The sequence below is a fragment of the Nocardioides cavernaquae genome, from assembly GCF_003600895.1.
Classification (GTDB): Bacteria; Actinomycetota; Actinomycetes; order Propionibacteriales; family Nocardioidaceae; genus Nocardioides; species Nocardioides cavernaquae.
Genome location: NZ_QYRP01000002.1, coordinates 978,340 through 993,623 on the forward strand (window position 1 = coordinate 978,340; position 15,284 = coordinate 993,623).

The 15,284-nt window shown below is 69.2% G+C and carries 11 protein-coding genes and 1 pseudogene; 2 read left to right on the top strand and 10 right to left on the bottom strand.

Annotated features, from left to right (window positions below; all coding sequences use genetic code 11):
• The first annotated feature begins 14 nt into the window (after nt 1-14).
• Complete coding sequence (locus tag D4739_RS04870; RefSeq protein ID WP_147384811.1) at nt 15-1,295, top strand: ABC transporter substrate-binding protein; 1,281 nt, start codon at nt 15-17, stop codon at nt 1,293-1,295.
• A 74-nt stretch (nt 1,296-1,369) separates the two neighbouring features.
• On the opposite strand, the gene D4739_RS04875 is transcribed toward D4739_RS04870, so the two are convergent.
• From D4739_RS04875 to D4739_RS04905, 7 genes and pseudogenes are all read right to left on the bottom strand, one after another.
• Nucleotides 1,370-2,536 (bottom strand): acyl-CoA dehydrogenase family protein, encoded by a 1,167-nt coding sequence (locus D4739_RS04875; RefSeq protein WP_120059517.1) that lies wholly within the window; start codon nt 2,534-2,536, stop codon nt 1,370-1,372.
• Nucleotides 2,536-4,527 (bottom strand): acetyl/propionyl/methylcrotonyl-CoA carboxylase subunit alpha, encoded by a 1,992-nt coding sequence (locus D4739_RS04880; protein ID WP_120059518.1) that lies wholly within the window; start codon nt 4,525-4,527, stop codon nt 2,536-2,538. The genes D4739_RS04875 and D4739_RS04880 overlap by 1 nt, the downstream gene beginning before the upstream one ends.
• A gap of 8 nt (nt 4,528-4,535) precedes the next feature.
• Entirely contained in the window at nt 4,536-6,089 is a 1,554-nt protein-coding gene (locus D4739_RS04885; protein ID WP_120061737.1) for an acyl-CoA carboxylase subunit beta, read from the bottom strand.
• Between the two features lie 158 nt (nt 6,090-6,247).
• A pseudogene (locus D4739_RS04890) lies at nt 6,248-7,366 on the bottom strand (acyl-CoA dehydrogenase family protein); the annotation flags it as partial.
• On the bottom strand, nt 7,321-9,072 hold the full coding sequence (locus tag D4739_RS04895) for an acyclic terpene utilization AtuA family protein (RefSeq protein WP_120059520.1): 1,752 nt from the start codon (nt 9,070-9,072) through the stop codon (nt 7,321-7,323). The gene D4739_RS04895 and the pseudogene D4739_RS04890, both read right to left, overlap by 46 nt.
• Complete coding sequence (locus tag D4739_RS04900; RefSeq protein WP_120059521.1) at nt 9,072-9,902, bottom strand: TIGR03084 family metal-binding protein; 831 nt, start codon at nt 9,900-9,902, stop codon at nt 9,072-9,074. The genes D4739_RS04895 and D4739_RS04900 overlap by 1 nt, the downstream gene beginning before the upstream one ends.
• The gene (locus D4739_RS04905; RefSeq protein ID WP_238473527.1) at nt 9,899-10,522 is read right to left on the bottom strand and encodes a TetR/AcrR family transcriptional regulator; all 624 of its coding nucleotides are present in this window, start codon (nt 10,520-10,522) and stop codon (nt 9,899-9,901) included. Before D4739_RS04905 ends, D4739_RS04900 begins: the two co-directional genes overlap by 4 nt.
• Before the next feature lie 108 nt (nt 10,523-10,630).
• On the opposite strand from D4739_RS04905, the gene D4739_RS04910 reads away from it, so the two are divergent.
• Nucleotides 10,631-11,146: an RDD family protein gene (locus D4739_RS04910; RefSeq protein WP_120059522.1), complete on the top strand. Its 516-nt coding sequence runs from the start codon at nt 10,631-10,633 to the stop codon at nt 11,144-11,146.
• Between the two features lie 60 nt (nt 11,147-11,206).
• On the opposite strand, the gene D4739_RS04915 is transcribed toward D4739_RS04910, so the two are convergent.
• The 3 genes from D4739_RS04915 to D4739_RS04925 are packed head-to-tail and all read right to left on the bottom strand — an operon-like array spanning nt 11,207 to nt 15,134.
• Nucleotides 11,207-13,831, bottom strand: a complete 2,625-nt coding sequence (locus tag D4739_RS04915; protein ID WP_120059523.1) for an FtsX-like permease family protein — start codon at nt 13,829-13,831, stop codon at nt 11,207-11,209.
• On the bottom strand, nt 13,828-14,574 hold the full coding sequence (locus D4739_RS04920) for an ABC transporter ATP-binding protein (protein WP_120059524.1): 747 nt from the start codon (nt 14,572-14,574) through the stop codon (nt 13,828-13,830). Before D4739_RS04920 ends, D4739_RS04915 begins: the two co-directional genes overlap by 4 nt.
• Nucleotides 14,571-15,134 carry a PadR family transcriptional regulator gene (locus D4739_RS04925; RefSeq protein WP_120059525.1) on the bottom strand — a complete coding sequence of 188 codons (564 nt, stop codon included), beginning with the start codon at nt 15,132-15,134 and terminating at the stop codon, nt 14,571-14,573. The genes D4739_RS04920 and D4739_RS04925 overlap by 4 nt, the downstream gene beginning before the upstream one ends.
• Between the last annotated feature and the right edge of the window lie 150 nt (nt 15,135-15,284).

Consider the following 15,284-nt stretch of genomic DNA (forward strand, 5'->3'; position numbering starts at 1 on the left):
ATACAGGAGGAACCGTGAACCGTAGGACCATGCGATTCGGCGCGGCGGCGTCAGCGCTCGCGCTCACGCTCGCCGTCAGCGGCTGTGGCCGTGAGGACGAGACCACCGACGCCGTCCCCGGTGTCACCAGCAAGGCTTGCCCCAAGGCTGTCGATGACTCGAAGGGCTGCATCTACCTGGGTGTGCTCACCGACCTGACCGGCGTCTTCAAGGGTGTCGGCGTGCCGTTCACCCAGGCGCAGAAGGACTTCTGGGCGAAGGTCAACGCGGATGGCGGCATCGGCGACTACGAGGTGGACGTCGTGACCAACGTGAAGGACACGAAGTACGACACCGACACCCACGCGCAGATGTACCAGGAGATCCACGAGGACGTCCTCGCGATCGCCCAGTCCCTCGGCACCGCCCACACCAACACGATCCTGCCCGACGCCAAGGACGACGAGATGATCATCGGCCCGGCCTCGCTGGGCTCGAACTGGATCTTCGAGGACAACACCATCGAGGTCGGCACCAGCTACTGCGCCGAGGCCATGAACATGGTCGACCACGCCGTCGACACCCTCAAGTCCAAGAAGGTCGCGGTCGTCCACTTCCCCGGTGACTACGGCGACGACGCGATGGTGGGCGCCCGGATCGCGGCCGAGGAGCGCGGCATCGAGTTCGTCGACATCACCACCGAGCCCGGCCAGGAGAAGCAGGGTCCCGTTGTCGCAACCCTCCTGCGCGAGAAGCCCAACGCGGTGATCATCGCGACGTCACCCACGGAGATGGCAGCCGTCGTCGGCGGCGCGGCCCAGCAGGGTCTGCAGGTGCCGTTCCTCGGCTCGATCCCGACCTGGAACTCGCTGGTGCTCGGCACCCCGGCCGGCCCGGCGATCACGGCGCTCTACCAGCAGGCCACGTCGTTCCCGAACTGGGAGGACGGCGGCGAGGGCTTCGAGGCGATGCGCGCGGCGGCTGGCGAGACTCCGCCGAACGACTGGTACGCCCTCGGCTGGGCCGGCAGCTACGTGATGCAGGCCGTCCTCGAGCAGGCCATCGAGGATGACGACCTCACGCGCGCCGGTGTGCTCAAGGCCGCTCAGGGCCTCGATGGTGTCGACGGTGACGGCTCGCTCCCCGACGGCGCGGGCAACTACGCCGCCGACGCCCAGGATCGCGCGGTCCGGGTGACCCAGCTGAACAAGGTCGACCCCAAGGCCCCGTCCAAGGTGAGCGTGGCGACGGAGCCCTTCACCGGTCCGACCGCAGAGGGCTACGAGTTCACGAAGCCCTGCTACGAGCTGAAGTAGCAACCGGCTGTACGGCGACGGCCGGGCCCACCCGCAAGGGAGGGCCCGGCCGTGGCATGTCGTGTCCAGCCGACTCAGTAGGACTTCGGCAGGCCCAGCGTGTGCATGGCGACGAAGTTCAGGATCATCTCGCGGGACACGGGAGCGATCCGGCCGAGGCGGGCGGCGATCAGCAGGTTCGCCAGGCCGTACTCCTCGGTCAGGCCGTTGCCACCGTGGGTGTGGACCGCGACGTCGGTGATGTTGCAGGCGACCTCGCCGGCGGCGTACTTGGCCATGTTGGCGTACTCGCCTGCACCGAAGTCGTCCCCGGCGTCGTACATCGCAGCAGCCTTCTGCCACAGCAGCCGGGCCTGCTCGAGCTCGATCTTGGCCTTGGCCAGCGGGTGCTGGATGCCCTGGTGCGCACCGATCGGCGCGTCCTTCCAGACCGAGCGCGCCTTGGCGTACTCGACGGCCTTCTCGAGGGCGTAGCGGCCGAGACCGCACGACATCGCGGCGCCCATGATGCGCTCCGGGTTGAGGCCGGCGAAGAGCTGCCACAGGCCGCCGTCCTCGTCACCCACCAGCGCATCCGCAGGAACCCGCACGTTGTCGAGGAAGAGCGTGAACTGCTTCTCCGGCGCCTTCCAGGCCATCGGGATGGGCTGCTTGGTGAAACCCGGAGCGTCCGTCGGGACCATGAAGAGCGCCGGCTTCAGCTTGCCGGTCTTCGCGTCCGCCGTGCGCGACACGATCAGGACGACCTGCGCCTCGTCGACGCCGGAGATGAAGGTCTTCTGGCCGTTGAGCACCCACTCGTCACCGTCGCGGGTGGCGGTCGTCGTGATCTTGTGGGCGTTGGAGCCGGCGTCTGCCTCGGTGATGCCGAACGCGGCGGTCACGCTGCCGTCGGCGATCTTCGGGATCCAGTGCTGCTTCTGCTCCTCGGTGCCGCAGCGGGCGATGATCGAGCCGACGATGGCAGGCGAGACGACCATCATCAGGAGCGGCGCGCCCGCAGCAGCGGCCTCCTCGAGGACCGCAGCGAGGTCGGCCATGCCGCCGCCACCGCCGCCGTACTCCTCGGGGAGGTTCACGCCGAGGAAGCCGTTCTTGCCCATCTCGAGCCACAGCTCGGTGGTCTTGCCACCCTCGGCCGCCTGCTTCTCGATGTACTCGCGGCCGTACTTGGAGGCCAGCTTCTTGACGGCCTCACGCAGCGCGACGCGCTCTTCGGGCTCGGTGAACATGGTGCTCATCAGTTGGCGTCCTCTTCGGAGTCATCGGAGTCGGGGGTGACGACGGCGAGCACGGTGCCCGCCTCGACCTGCTGGCCCTCGGCGGCGGCCAGCTCGGTGACCGTGCCGGCGTACGGCGCGGAGATGGTGTGCTGCATCTTCATGGCCTCCATCACTAGGATGGGCTGGCCCTCGGTGACGACGTCACCGACCTGGGCGCGGATCGCGATGATCGATCCGGGCATGGGCGCGAGCAGCGAGCCGGCCGCGACCTGCGAGGCCGGGTCGATGAAGCGCGGCTTGCGCTTGAGCGCGACATGTCCGAGCGACGACTCGACGTCCACTGCATCGCCGCCGACGTGCACCGCGAAGGTACGCCGCACCCCGCCCGTCTCGAGCACGACCGTCTCGGCGGTGGCCGAGCGCACGATGACGTCCTCGAGGTCGGCGGAGGTGAAGGACCGGCCGCCGTACCAGTGCACGGGGACCTCGACGTCGCCGAGCAGGAACACCGTCTCCTGCGGCTGCGACGGGACGTTGCGGAAGCCGGCCGGGATCCGGGTCTGGACCGGACGGGAGGCGCGGGACGCCTCGGCCAGCGCGATGGCTGCGGCGAACGCCGACTGCGGCACCGCATCGGCACCGCCGACCGGCGCACCGAGCACCGACAGGTCCGCGCCATCGAGCCAGGTGGTCTCCATCGTCGCGCCGACCACGACCGGGTCGCGGAGCAGGTTGACCAGGAGGTCGCGGTTGGTCTTCAGGCCGTGCAGCTCCGCCTTCGCGAGGGCACCGGCGAGCTGGCGCAGGGCCTGCTCACGGGTCGGGGCCCACACGATGACCTTGGAGATCATCGCGTCGTAGAAGGTGCCGATCTCGTCGCCGGAGCCGACACCGGAGTCGAGGCGGATGCCGTAGCCGGTGGTGGTGAACTCCGACACGACCCCGGGCATCTCGAAGCGGGTGATGCGCCCGGACTGCGGCTGGTAGCCGTGCGCCGGGTCCTCGGCGTACAGGCGGACCTCGATCGAGTGGCCCTTCGGCTCACCGACGACGACGTCCTCGAGCGAGCGCTCCTCGGCGACAGCGAGCTGCAGCGCGACCAGGTCGACACCGAAGACGGCCTCGGTGACCGGGTGCTCCACCTGGAGGCGGGTGTTCATCTCCAGGAAGTAGAAGCGGTCCTTGGCCACGTCGTAGAGAAACTCGACGGTGCCGGCGCCGCGGTAGTCGATCGCGTCGGCGGCAGCCTTGGCTGCCTCGTGCAGTGCCTTCCGCGTCTCCGAAGGCAGCGCGGGGGCCGGGGCCTCCTCGATCACCTTCTGGTGGCGGCGCTGCACCGAGCAGTCGCGCTCACCGAATACCAGGGTGCCGTCCCTGTCACCGGTGCCGACGACCTGGACCTCGATGTGGCGGCCGGACTGGATGTAGGGCTCGACGAAGACCGTGCCGTCACCGAAGGCGGATGCCGCCTCGGACGAGGCGATGTCGATCTCCTTCGCCAGGTCAGCAAGGGAGTTGACGATGCGCATGCCCCGACCACCACCACCTGCGGACGCCTTGACCAGCAGAGGCAGGTCGGCCTCGGTCGCGGAGTCGGGCGTGAGCGAGCCGAGCACCGGGACCCCCGCGGCCTCCATGAGCTTCTTGGACTCGATCTTCGAGCCCATCCGCTCGATGGACGACGGGTCCGGGCCGACCCAGATGATCCCGGCGTCGCGGACCTGCTGCGCGAACGCGGCGTTCTCCGAGAGGAAGCCGTAGCCGGGGTGGATGGCGTCAGCGCCTGCCTTGAGCGCTGCCTCGATGACGAGGTCGCCACGGAGGTAGGTCTCGGCCGGGGTGTTGCCGGGCAGGTGGACGGCCATGTCGGCGTCCGCCACGAACGGCATGCCCGCGTCGGCGTCCGAGTGGATGGCGACGGTGTCGATGCCGAGCTCGCGGCACGTGCGGAACACGCGCCGGGCGATCTCGCCACGGTTGGCGACGAGCAGTCGGGTGATGGTGGTCATTGGTGGCCTCACATCCGGAAGACGCCGAAGTTCATGGCGCCTTCGATCGGCTGGTTGTCGATGACGGACAGGCAGATGCCCAGGACGGTGCGGGTGTCCCGCGGGTCGATCACGCCGTCGTCATAGACGAGGCCGGAGAGGAACTCGGGCAGCGACTGGTCCTCGACCATCTGCATGACGAAGGCCTTGATGCCCTCGAACTCCTCCTGGTTCCACGGCTTGCCCTTCTTCTCCGCGGCCTCGCGCATCACGATCTCCATGACGCCGGCGAGCTGGGCCGGGCCCATCACCGCGGACTTGGCCGAGGGCCACGTGAAGAGGAAGCGCGGGTCGTAGGCGCGGCCGTTCATGCCGTAGTTGCCGGCACCGAACGAGGCGCCCATGATCACCGTCAGGTGCGGGACCTTCGAGTTGGAGACCGCGTTGATCATCATCGCGCCGTGCTTGATGATGCCGCCCTGCTCGTACTCCTTGCCGACCATGTAGCCGGTGGTGTTGTGCAGGAAGAGCAGCGGCGTGTCCTTCTGGTTGGCCAGCTGGATGAACTGCGCCGCCTTCTGCGCCTCCTCGGACATGAGCACGCCGCGGGCGTTGGTCACGATGCCGATCGGGTGGCCGTGGAGCTTCGCCCAGCCGACGCAGAGCGAGGAGCCGTAGAGCGGCTTGAACTCGTCGAACGCCACCTCGTTGCTTGCCGAAACCCCGTCGACGATCCGGAGGATCGCCTCACGCGGGTCGAAGGGCTCCTTGAGGTCGGTCGGGATCAGCTCGAGCAGGCCCTCGGGGTCGAGGTCCGGCTCGGCGTACGACGCGGGGTCGGGCGTGGTGCCCTTCTTGCGCCAGTTGAGCCGGGCCATGCAGCGGCGGGCGAGACGGATCGCGTCGTACTCGTCGACGGCGAGGAAGTCGGACGAGCCGGAGATGCGCGAGTGCATCTCCGCGCCGCCCAGCGACTCGTCGTCGGTCTCCTCGCCGGTCGCCATCTTGACCAGCGGCGGGCCGGCCAGGAAGACCTTCGCGCGCTCCTTGACCATGATCACGTAGTCGCTCATGCCAGGGACGTAGGCGCCGCCGGCGGTCGAGTTGCCGAAGACCACCGAGACGGTGGGCAGCTTCATCGCCGACGACCGGGTCAGGTCGCGGAAGCCCTTGCCGCCGGGGATGAAGATGTCCTTCTGCGTCGGCAGGTCAGCGCCCGCGGACTCGGTCAGGCTGATCGACGGGAGCATGTTCTTCTCCGCGATCTCCGCAGCCCGGAAGGACTTGCGCAGCGACATCGGGTTGAGCGCTCCGCCCTTCACGGTCGGGTCGTTCGCGATGATCATGCACTCGACGCCGGAGACGACGCCGATGCCGGTGATCAGGCTGGCACCGACCGCGAAGTCGGAGCCCCAGCCGGCCAGCGGCATCAGCTCGAGGAACGCCGAGCCCTCGTCCACGAGCAGCTCGATGCGCTCGCGGGCGGTGAGCTTGCCGCGCTCCTTGTGCCGCTCGATGTACTTGCCGCCAGCGTTGACGGCCTTCTGGTTCTGCTCGTCGATGTGCGCGATCTTCGCGAGCATCGCCTCGCGGCGGGTCTCCTCGAGCGTCAGCTCGGGCTCCACCTTCTCAGCGGTCACTTCGGCACTCACTTCTTGGCTCCCGGCGCGTAGCCCAGCAGACGGGCGGCGAGGTCGGTGAGGACCTCGGTGGAACCACCGCCGATCGGCAGCAGGCGTACGTCGCGGTAGTGGCGCTCGACCTCGGACTCGCGCATGTAGCCCATGCCGCCATGCAGCTGGACGGCCTGGTCGGCAACCCAGACGGAGGTGTCGACAGCGGTCTGCTTGGCCATGCAGGCCTCCGCGATCACGGTCTCGCCGGCGTCGTAGCGGCGCGCGATCTCGAGCGTGTAGGACCGGGCGATCTCGACCTGGCGGCGCATCTCGACGAGCTTCGCGCGCACGACCTGGTTGGCGACCAGCGGCTTGCCGAAGGTGTCGCGGTCCTGGCAGTACTTCGCGGCGAGGTTGAGGCAGCGCAGCGCGTGGCCGTAGCCCATCAGCGCCAGCCAGATCCGCTCGGTGACGAAGTTGTTGGCGATGTAGTAGAACGCGTGGTTCTCCTCGCCGACCAGGTTGGTGAGCGGGACCCGCACGTTGTCGTAGGTCAGCTCGCCGGTGTCGGAGGCCAGCCAGCCCATCTTGTCGAGCTTGCGGGAGACCGTGAAGCCGGGCGTGCCCTTCGGGACCACGATCAGCGACAGGCCGTGGGCGCCGTTGTCCGACGTGCGGCACGCGGTGGTGACGAAGTCGCCGCGGACGCTCGAGGTGATGAACATCTTGGAACCGTTGATGACCCACTCGTCGCCGTCACGGACGGCGCGGGTGGTGAGGCCAGCGACGTCGGAGCCCGTGCCGGGCTCGGTCACGCCGAGCGAACCGATCAGGTCACCGGCCAGCACCGGGCGGACCCAGGTGTCGATGAGCTCCTTCGAGCCGTTCTGGATGATGTGCGGGATCGCGATGCCGTGCGTGAACGCCGAGGCCATGAGGCCGCCGGACCAGCCCGCCTCCATGAATCCCTCCTGCAGCGCACAGATGTCCATCAGGGTGCCGCCGTCGCCGCCGAACTCCTCGGGGACACCGACGCCGAGCAGGCCGGCAGCCGCCAGAGTCTTCTGGAACTCGCGCGGGATCTCGCCGTCCTTCTCCCACTGGTCGATGTTCGGCGTCACCTCGCGCTTGGTGAACTCCATGGCGGAGTGCTTCAGAGCGAGCTGCTCCTCGGTCCATCCGTAGGTGGGCGAGTAGTTCACAGGAGGTTCCCTTCGATGTTGGCGAGACGGCCGCGGACCCATTCCGCAAGGCCCTTGGCCTGCGGGTCGAACCGCGAGGTGGCGGCCACGCCCTCGTCGAGCAGGCCGTGGATCAGGACGTTGACGCCGCCCAGGTTGGGCAGGCAGTAGACCTCGATGTCGAGGTCCTTCGACTCCGGGATGAGCTCCCGGACCTGGCGCGGAGACATGTACTTGGTCAGCCAGGTGACCCGCTCGGCGTACTTCGGGTGACCGTCGTTCTTCACCCACAGGCCGATGTTGGCGTTGCCGCCCTTGTCCCCGGAGCGACCGTGGACGAAGGTGCCGAGCGGCACGCGACGGGTCAGCGTGTCCGACGGCGCCGGGTACGGCGAGGGGCGCAGGCCCTCGCTCTTGTCGAGCGGCACGTCGGAGGTCTTCGGGTCGGGGATGACCTCGACGGACCCGTCCGCGTGGACGACCGTGTGCTCGACGCTGTCACGCGGGATGTACGCCGGGGCGTAGACGCCGTAGGCCGTGCCGGGCGCGGGCATGCGGGTGACCGAGAAGCCCGGGTAGGAGCCGAGCGCCAGCTCGATGACGGGGGCGGTGAAGCCCTTGCCGACCTTCTGCGCGTCCAGGTCGAAGGCGCTGACCCGGAGCAGCAGCGAGGCGCCCTCCTCGGTGTCGGCGTCGGCGTTGACCTGGCGGACCGGCGACCACTCGACGCGGGCCGGGCGCTCGTCACCGAGGGCGGTCTCGATCTGGGCCTTGACCCACTCCGCCTTCTTCTCGACCTCGAGGCCGGTGATCACGAACTCTGCGCTGTTGCGGTAGCCGGCGAAGTAGTTGAGGCAAGCCTTGAGCTTCTCGGGCGCCTCGGAGCCGGTGATGCCGGTGACGGCGACGCGGTCCTCGGCCTCCTGGGTCAGCGTGATCGAGGTGAGGTCGACCGTGACGTCGGGGTTGAGGTACTTCGTCGTCTGGATCTCGTAGACCAGCTGCGCGGTGACGGTGTCGACGGTGACCGCGCCACCCGTGCCGGCGTGCTTGGTGATGACCATGTCGCCGTTGGCGGAGATCTCCGCGATCGGGAAGCCGAGCGGCTTGGCACGGGCGGCCTCGGGCAGGTCGAGGAAACCGGAGAAGTTGCCACCGACAGCCTGCGTGCCGCACTCGATGATGTGGCCTGCGATCACAGCACCGGCCAGCTCGTCGTACGACTCGGGGGTCCAGCCGAAGTGTGCGATGGCGGGACCGACGACGACCGACGCGTCGGTGACGCGGCCGGTGACGACGAGGTCGGCACCCTGGTTCAACGCGGAGGCGATGCCGAAGGCGCCGAGGTAGGCGTTGGCGGTCAGCGGGTTGCCGTAGAGGTCGCTCAGGAGTCCGAGCTCGGCGACCTTCGGGCGGATGTCGTCGCCCGCGACGTGGGCGATCTTCGGGTCGAGGCCGAGCCCCTTCGAGACCTCGCGCAGCTTGTCGGCGAGACCGGCCGGGTTCAGACCGCCGGCGTTGACGACGACCTTGACGCCCTTCTCGAGAGCGAGCCCGAGCGCGTCCTCGGCCTGCTTCACGAACGTGCGCGCGTAGCCGAGGTTGGGGTCCTTGAACGTGTCCTTGCCGAGGATCAGCATGGTCAGCTCGGCGAGGTAGTCACCGGTCAGGTAGTCGAGCTGGCCTCCCTCGAGCATCTCGCGGAACGCCGACAGGCGGTCCCCGTAGAAGCCCGAGCAGTTGCCGATGCGTGCGATCTCGTTGCTCATCAGTTGTTCCCTCCCTGGTTCATGGGCTCGCGGCCACCACCGGCGGGGCCTGCGAAGGCCTGCGCGATGTCGAGCCACTTGTCTGCGTCGGCGCCGGTGGCGACGAGTGCGAGGTCCGCGCGGTGCCGACGCTGGGTGACCAGCAGGCAGAAGTCGTACGCCGGGCCGGTCACCCTCTGCGCGGCATCCTCCGGCCCTGCGGTCCACAGCTCACCGGACGGCAGCGTGAGCTCGACGCGGAAATCCTCGGCCGGCTTCTCGAGGCCGCTGTTCACGAACGAGTAGTTGCGGGTGCGGTGGCCCAGGCTCGCGACGTTGCGGATCCGGTCGCTCTGCTCGTGGACCAGGCCGAGGCCCTCAGCGACGTCGATGCCGTGCGCCCAGGTCTCCATGAGGCGGGCGGTGGCCATCGAGGCCGGGCTCATCGGCGGGCCGAACCACATCAGCTTCTGGCCGTCCGGCACGGTGCGGAGCTTCGCGTCGAGCGCGACCCGCGACTCCTGCCAGCGCGCGAGCAGATCGGCGCCGGTGTGGGTCTTGGCGAGGTCGAACGCCTCGGTGTCGACGAACCCGGCGGGGTCCGCGAACGCCTTCATCACGACCTCGTCCCAGGCCGCCTTGTCGCCCTCACCGTTCAGCAGCAGGGTGCCGTCGATCGCCTTGACCGAGGTCTCGTCGGTCCAGAGCAGGTGAGCGATCGTGGTCGCGATGTCCCAGCCTTCAGCAGGCGTGGCGGTGCGCCAGCCCGGCTCGTCGAGGCCGGCGACAAGGGACTCGACGTACTCGCCCTCGGCCTTGAGGTCGGCGAGGACGCCATCGAGGACGGTCATGAGAGCTCCTTCAGTTCACGGTCAAGGGTGTTGGCCCACTGGTCGAGGATGCGGCTGCGGCGTCGGCTGTCGTCACCGAGCGTGTTGGCGAGGCCGAGGCCACGCAGGAGGTCGAGGGTGGCCTGGATCAGCTCGCGCACACCGGGCTGGGTCTCGTCGACACCGAGGAGCTCGACCGCGATGCGGTGCAGCTCACGACCGACCTCGATCTCGAGGGGCCCGACGGCAGCGAGCAGCTGCTCGTCGCTGCGAGCGGCGACCCAGAGCTCGAGGGCCGCGGTGAAGAACGGCGAGGTGACGTAGTCAGCCATCTCCCCCAGCACCGCGCGGGTGCGTCCCTTGCCCGTCGGAAGCTGGTGCGTGACCCGGGCGAACTCCTCGCGCCGCTGCTCCGCGAGGTGGCGGACCGCTGCGACCACGAGGTCGTTCTTGGTCGGGAAGTGGTGCAGCTGGGCACCGCGGCTCACGCCGGCGACCTTCGAGACGAGCGTGGTGGAGGTGCCGGTGAACCCCGCGTCGACCAGGCACTCGACGGTGGCCTCGAGAAGACGCTGCCGCATCGCGCGGGTGCGCTCCTCCTGCGGGATGCGCACGACCGAAGTCGCCGGGTCAGCAGTCACGGCTACATGGTGTCCCAGACACAAAGAAACAGTCAAGCCTGACTTTAAGTTCATCGACTTGTGCACCTGTGGTTGCCCGGCGGTCGGCCGACCGTGAGGATCAGCCCCATGACCGAACAGCCGACGGCGTACGCCGCGCAGCCCGAGCCCACCTCGACGTACGCCGAGTGGGGCGACCGTGCGATCGCCTACCTGTGGGACGTGCTCTACATGTGGCCGACGTGGATCGCGTTCATCGGCAGCACCGTTGCTCTCGTCGCCGGCCTCATCGCCAACGACAACGACGGTGACAGCGGGGTGGCGCTGATCATCGCGGGAGGCCTCGGCCTGCTCGTCGCGACGGTCTGGTCCGTCATCCGGTTCGTGCGCAACTCGATGCTCCGCCAGGGTCGCACCGGACAGACCTGGGGCAAGGCCAAGGTCGGCATCTGGGTCGTCTCGGCGCAGACGGGCAGCGTGCCGGGCGTCGGCTCGTGCGTCGGCCGCTACTTCCTGCACTGGCTGATCAACCAGGCGTTCTACCTCGACTACCTCTGGCCGCTGTGGGACCCGCAGAAGCAGACGCTCACCGACAAGATCCTCACCACGGTCGTCATCAAGCCCCAGAGCAAGCCGCAGCGGTGAGCCGGATGACGGCAAGCGAGACCCTCCCCCGAGCGGTCCCGCTTGCCGTCTCCCCCCGGGTCAGTCGATGCGGGCCACGACCGGCAGCCGCGACGTCGCGAACAGCCCGACCACCAGCGCGGTGAACAGCGGGAGCCCCAGCACCACGGCCGAGATGAGCAGCCACGGGACGTCGATCGTGTGCGAGCTGCCCTCCCCCGGCATCCAGCTGCTCGAGGTCAGCGGCCACGTCGCCGCAATCCCGGGCACGAAGCCCACGATCGCTCCCAGCACCGCGCCGATCCCGCCGATCACCAGCGCGTACGCCGCAGCGACCACCCGGCGGGTCCGCGGGGCGGCACCGACCGCCGAGAGCGTCGCGAGGTCCGGTCGGGCGTCGCTCAGCGCCAGGAACGTCGCAGTCAGCGTGCCGCCGAGCATCAGCAGGGAGCCGAGTCCCACCAGGATCCCGAGCATCACCCCGTAGAGCGCATCCCGCTCGTAGCCGCGCTCCACATAGAGCCCGGACTCCTCACTGATCGCGTTGAGGGCCTCGGCCAGGTCCTTCTCCTGCGCGACGGTGACCTGCTCGTTGATGACGAGCCCAACCGGGCGCACTGCGGCCCCGAGGCGCTCCACCGCAGCGGGCGGGAAGACCACCTCCGCGCGCGCGTCACCATCGACCTCGACGAAGTAGGCCGGCAGCGTGACGTGCTCGGTCTCCGGCTGGTCATTCGGGTCCGACGCGTCCCAGTGGTCGACGTTGACCTCGACCTCGTCGCGCTCGATCCGGTGGTCGGCAAAGACGACGGTCCGGCCGTCAGCGAGCGCTTGATCGGCTCGGACCCGCTCCTCATCGGAGATGTTCAGGTCCATGGCCGGCAGCTTCTCCCCGACCATCCGGCCCGACAGCATGCCGCCGTCGTAGTAGGCGAGGAAGGCCTCTTCGTCGGGGCCGTGGATGTAGAAGGACGTGCTCTTCCCGTCGACCTCCGTGTGCTCGGAGACAGCGTTGACCGGGACGGCATCCGGGAACATCGCGTGGGTCGCGCCAACGGTCTTGGTCCAGTCGGCCGCCACCTCGTCCTCGGGACGCCCCTCGCCGTGGAAGTACACGGCGCCGGTGCCCATCGCTGCGCGCGGCTGATAGGTCTCGCGGTTCTGCGCCTCGTCGCTCGACACCGCGATGCCCAGCGCGACCACTCCGGCGACCGAGGCCAGTGCAGCGCCGATGGCCGGCACCGTCCGGGCGCGGTGCCGGGCGGCGTCGCGCACGGCGTACCGGAGCGGGAGGAAGGTCCGCGACGCCAGGCGACCGACCACGGCAAGGAAGACCGGGACCAGGAGGACCGTGCCGAGCACGGCGAACACTGCCCCGAAGCCGATCCAGGTCTCGCCCATGCCGGGCCGGGGCCGCACGCCCTGCCAGGTCAACCAGAGCCCGACACCGATGAGAACCAGACCGAAGATCGGCGACGTGGGGCCGGGCTTGCGGTCACCACGACGACCGGACAGGACCTGGACGACGTCCTGCCGCGAGGCGATCCAGGCGGGGACGATCGCAGCGAGCAGCGCACTGATGAACCCGAAGGAAGCAATTCCGAGCAGGTGCAGCCAGGGAACGTCGAGCGGTCCGAACCACTCCGAGGACCACTGCTGGGCCACCGGGCTCAGTGCCCAGCCAAGCGGCACGCCGAGCAGGACTCCGAGCCCCGCTGCCAAGGCACCGACCACGACGCCCATCGCGAGCACTGCCCGGCGCAGCTGACGCGGCGTACCGCCGTTGGCAGCGACGATCGCGAGCTGGCCCTGCATGCGCCGGGCGCCGACAGCGAAGGACGGTCCCGCAAGCAGCACGACCTCCAGCAGCGCCATGATCACGATCAGGATGTAGATGGCGACCTCGTCGTCCGACGGGCCGTAGGAGTACTCGATCGCAGAGGTTGCCTGACCGGGATTCTCGAGTACGTCGCGGCTCACCGCGACCGCGCCGAGCCGGTTGAGCTTCAGGACGTCGGACCAGGTGACGGGCTCCTGCGTGTCGATGAGCCACCCGCCGTTGAGGCCGGTCGCCGGCTCCAGGTCGAATGCACCCGGGAGCGACCAGGCACGCCCGGGCTCCTGGTACTCCGCGTTCTCGACGAGACCAACCACCTTCAAGGCAGGGCCATCGGCCACCTCGAGGAGCTCGCCGATCCCGGGACCGCGCGAGGCGAGGTAGGGGTTGACCGCAACCTCGCCCTCGGCCTGGGGCAGGCGGCCCTCGACGAGCCGGTAGGTGCCCGTGAGCAGCGGGTCACGCAGATCGGTCTCCGTGACTTCCGCGGTGGTCGAGCCCTTGTCCGTGGCGACCCGCGACGAACCGCGGTCGAGTGAGATTGCACGCGAACCGGGGCCGAGCACTGACAGCACCTGATCGATCGTCGGCGCCTTGCCCTCGATGGGCGGCCCGCCCATGTCCTGACCGTCGACCGACTGGCCCTCGACGCGACCACGTCCTTCGGCGATGCCGACGAGAGCGTCCGCCGTGCCGACCTTGCGCTCGATCCCCTCGCGCCGATCGACGGAGGCCGTCGAGGCGAGAACGTCGGCGGCCGTCACGCCGAGCACGGGGAGGCCGATCATGAAGAGGACGAGCAGAGTCCTCCCCTTGTGCCGCAGCAGATCCCGCCAGGCGAGGCGCAGGAGCGCGCGCCAGCCGGTCATCGCAGTGCCTCTTCGGAGAGCAGGTCGTCCGGGCCCTGCATGGACCGACCACCGGACTCGTCGACGACCAGGCCGTCACGGAGGAACACGACCCGGTCAGCCCAGGCGGCGTGGCGCGGTTCGTGCGTGACGAGCACCCCTGCGGCGCCTGCGTCGCAGCGGGCGCGGAGCAGCTGGAGGATCTCTTCGCCGGTCTCGGTGTCGAGTGCACCCGTCGGCTCGTCGGCCAGGATCAGCCGGCGGTCCCCGACGATGGCCCGGGCGATGGCGATGCGCTGCTGCTGGCCGCCGGACATGTCGTCCGGGTAGCGGTCGGCAAGATCGGCGATGCCGACCTCGTCGAGGGCAGCGATGGCCGCGGCGCGGGCCACTCCGGCGCGGACGCCGTCGAGCTCCTGCGGGAGGGCGACGTTCTCGGCGGCGGTCAGGGCCGGGATCAGGTTGAAGTCCTGGAAGACGTAGCCCACCGTCGTACGCCGCAAGCGTGCGCGCTGCGTCTGCGACAGGCCGACCACGGAGGTGCCGTCGATGATGACGTCGCCGGCGGTCGGCTTGTCGAGTCCACCCGCGAGGTGGAGCAGGGTCGACTTGCCGGAACCGGACGGCCCCATGACCGCGACCAGCTCACCCGGACGGGCGGTGAAGGTGATCCCGCGGAGCGCGTGGACCTGGGCAGCGCCGACACCGTGCACGCGTGTGACGTCGGCCAGGGTGAGGACGGGGTTGAGGTTCGGGACGTTCATCGGAGACGCTCCTCTGCAGTGGCAGTGCGGGTGGCGAGCCGGCGAAGGCGGGTCTCGCAGTGGTCGAGCCAGCGGAGTTCGGCCTCCGCGGCGAAGATCAGGGAGTCGAGGACCAGGCTCCAGGCCAGGTCGGCGAGCTCGTCGGTCGAAGCGGAGCGCTTCAGCCGGGTGTAGTCCTGGAGGGCAGTCATGGTCGAGCCACGCTGCCGCTGCACCAGGGCGGTGACGTCGACCCCGGGGAGCGTGACCGCGATGGCCAGCTTGATGGCCAGCTCGTCGCGCGGCGGCTGCCCGCGACCCACTGGCTCGTCGAACCAGGTCGCCACCTCGACGCGACCATCGGTCGTGATCTCGTAGCTGTGCTTGCCGTCCTCGGACTCGTCGCCCTCGGCGACCCCCTGGATCAGGCCGTCCCGCTCGAGACGGGTCAGCGTCGTGTAGACCTGCCCGATGTTGAGCGGCCACGTGGCACCCGTGCGTCCTTCGAACTCACTGCGCAGCTGGTAGCCGTACATCGGTCCCTGCTCGAGCAGAGCCAGCAGTGCATGTCGTACTGACATCGTTCCCCCTTCCGAATACTCGGTATGCACATACTAGGTATGCACGAGCCGATGTCAAGGAAATTCGGTTGAGAGGCCCGCGCGCGGCGTCGTACTGTCGGCTCCGTGCCGCTCCCGACGAGCGCCTGATGAGAGGAGTCGTGACATGTC

Coding starts and splice junctions, on each gene's coding strand:
- D4739_RS04910 (WP_120059522.1), top strand. CDS start 10,631: ATGACCGAACAGCCGACGGCGTACGCCGCGCAGCCCGAGCCCACCTCG.
- D4739_RS04885 (WP_120061737.1), bottom strand. CDS start 6,089: ATGCTCGCGAAGATCGCGCACATCGACGAGCAGAACCAGAAGGCCGTC.
- D4739_RS04925 (WP_120059525.1), bottom strand. CDS start 15,134: ATGTCAGTACGACATGCACTGCTGGCTCTGCTCGAGCAGGGACCGATG.
- D4739_RS04920 (WP_120059524.1), bottom strand. CDS start 14,574: ATGAACGTCCCGAACCTCAACCCCGTCCTCACCCTGGCCGACGTCACA.
- D4739_RS04880 (WP_120059518.1), bottom strand. CDS start 4,527: ATGACCACCATCACCCGACTGCTCGTCGCCAACCGTGGCGAGATCGCC.
- D4739_RS04900 (WP_120059521.1), bottom strand. CDS start 9,902: ATGACCGTCCTCGATGGCGTCCTCGCCGACCTCAAGGCCGAGGGCGAG.
- D4739_RS04875 (WP_120059517.1), bottom strand. CDS start 2,536: ATGAGCACCATGTTCACCGAGCCCGAAGAGCGCGTCGCGCTGCGTGAG.
- D4739_RS04915 (WP_120059523.1), bottom strand. CDS start 13,831: ATGACCGGCTGGCGCGCGCTCCTGCGCCTCGCCTGGCGGGATCTGCTG.
- D4739_RS04895 (WP_120059520.1), bottom strand. CDS start 9,072: ATGAGCAACGAGATCGCACGCATCGGCAACTGCTCGGGCTTCTACGGG.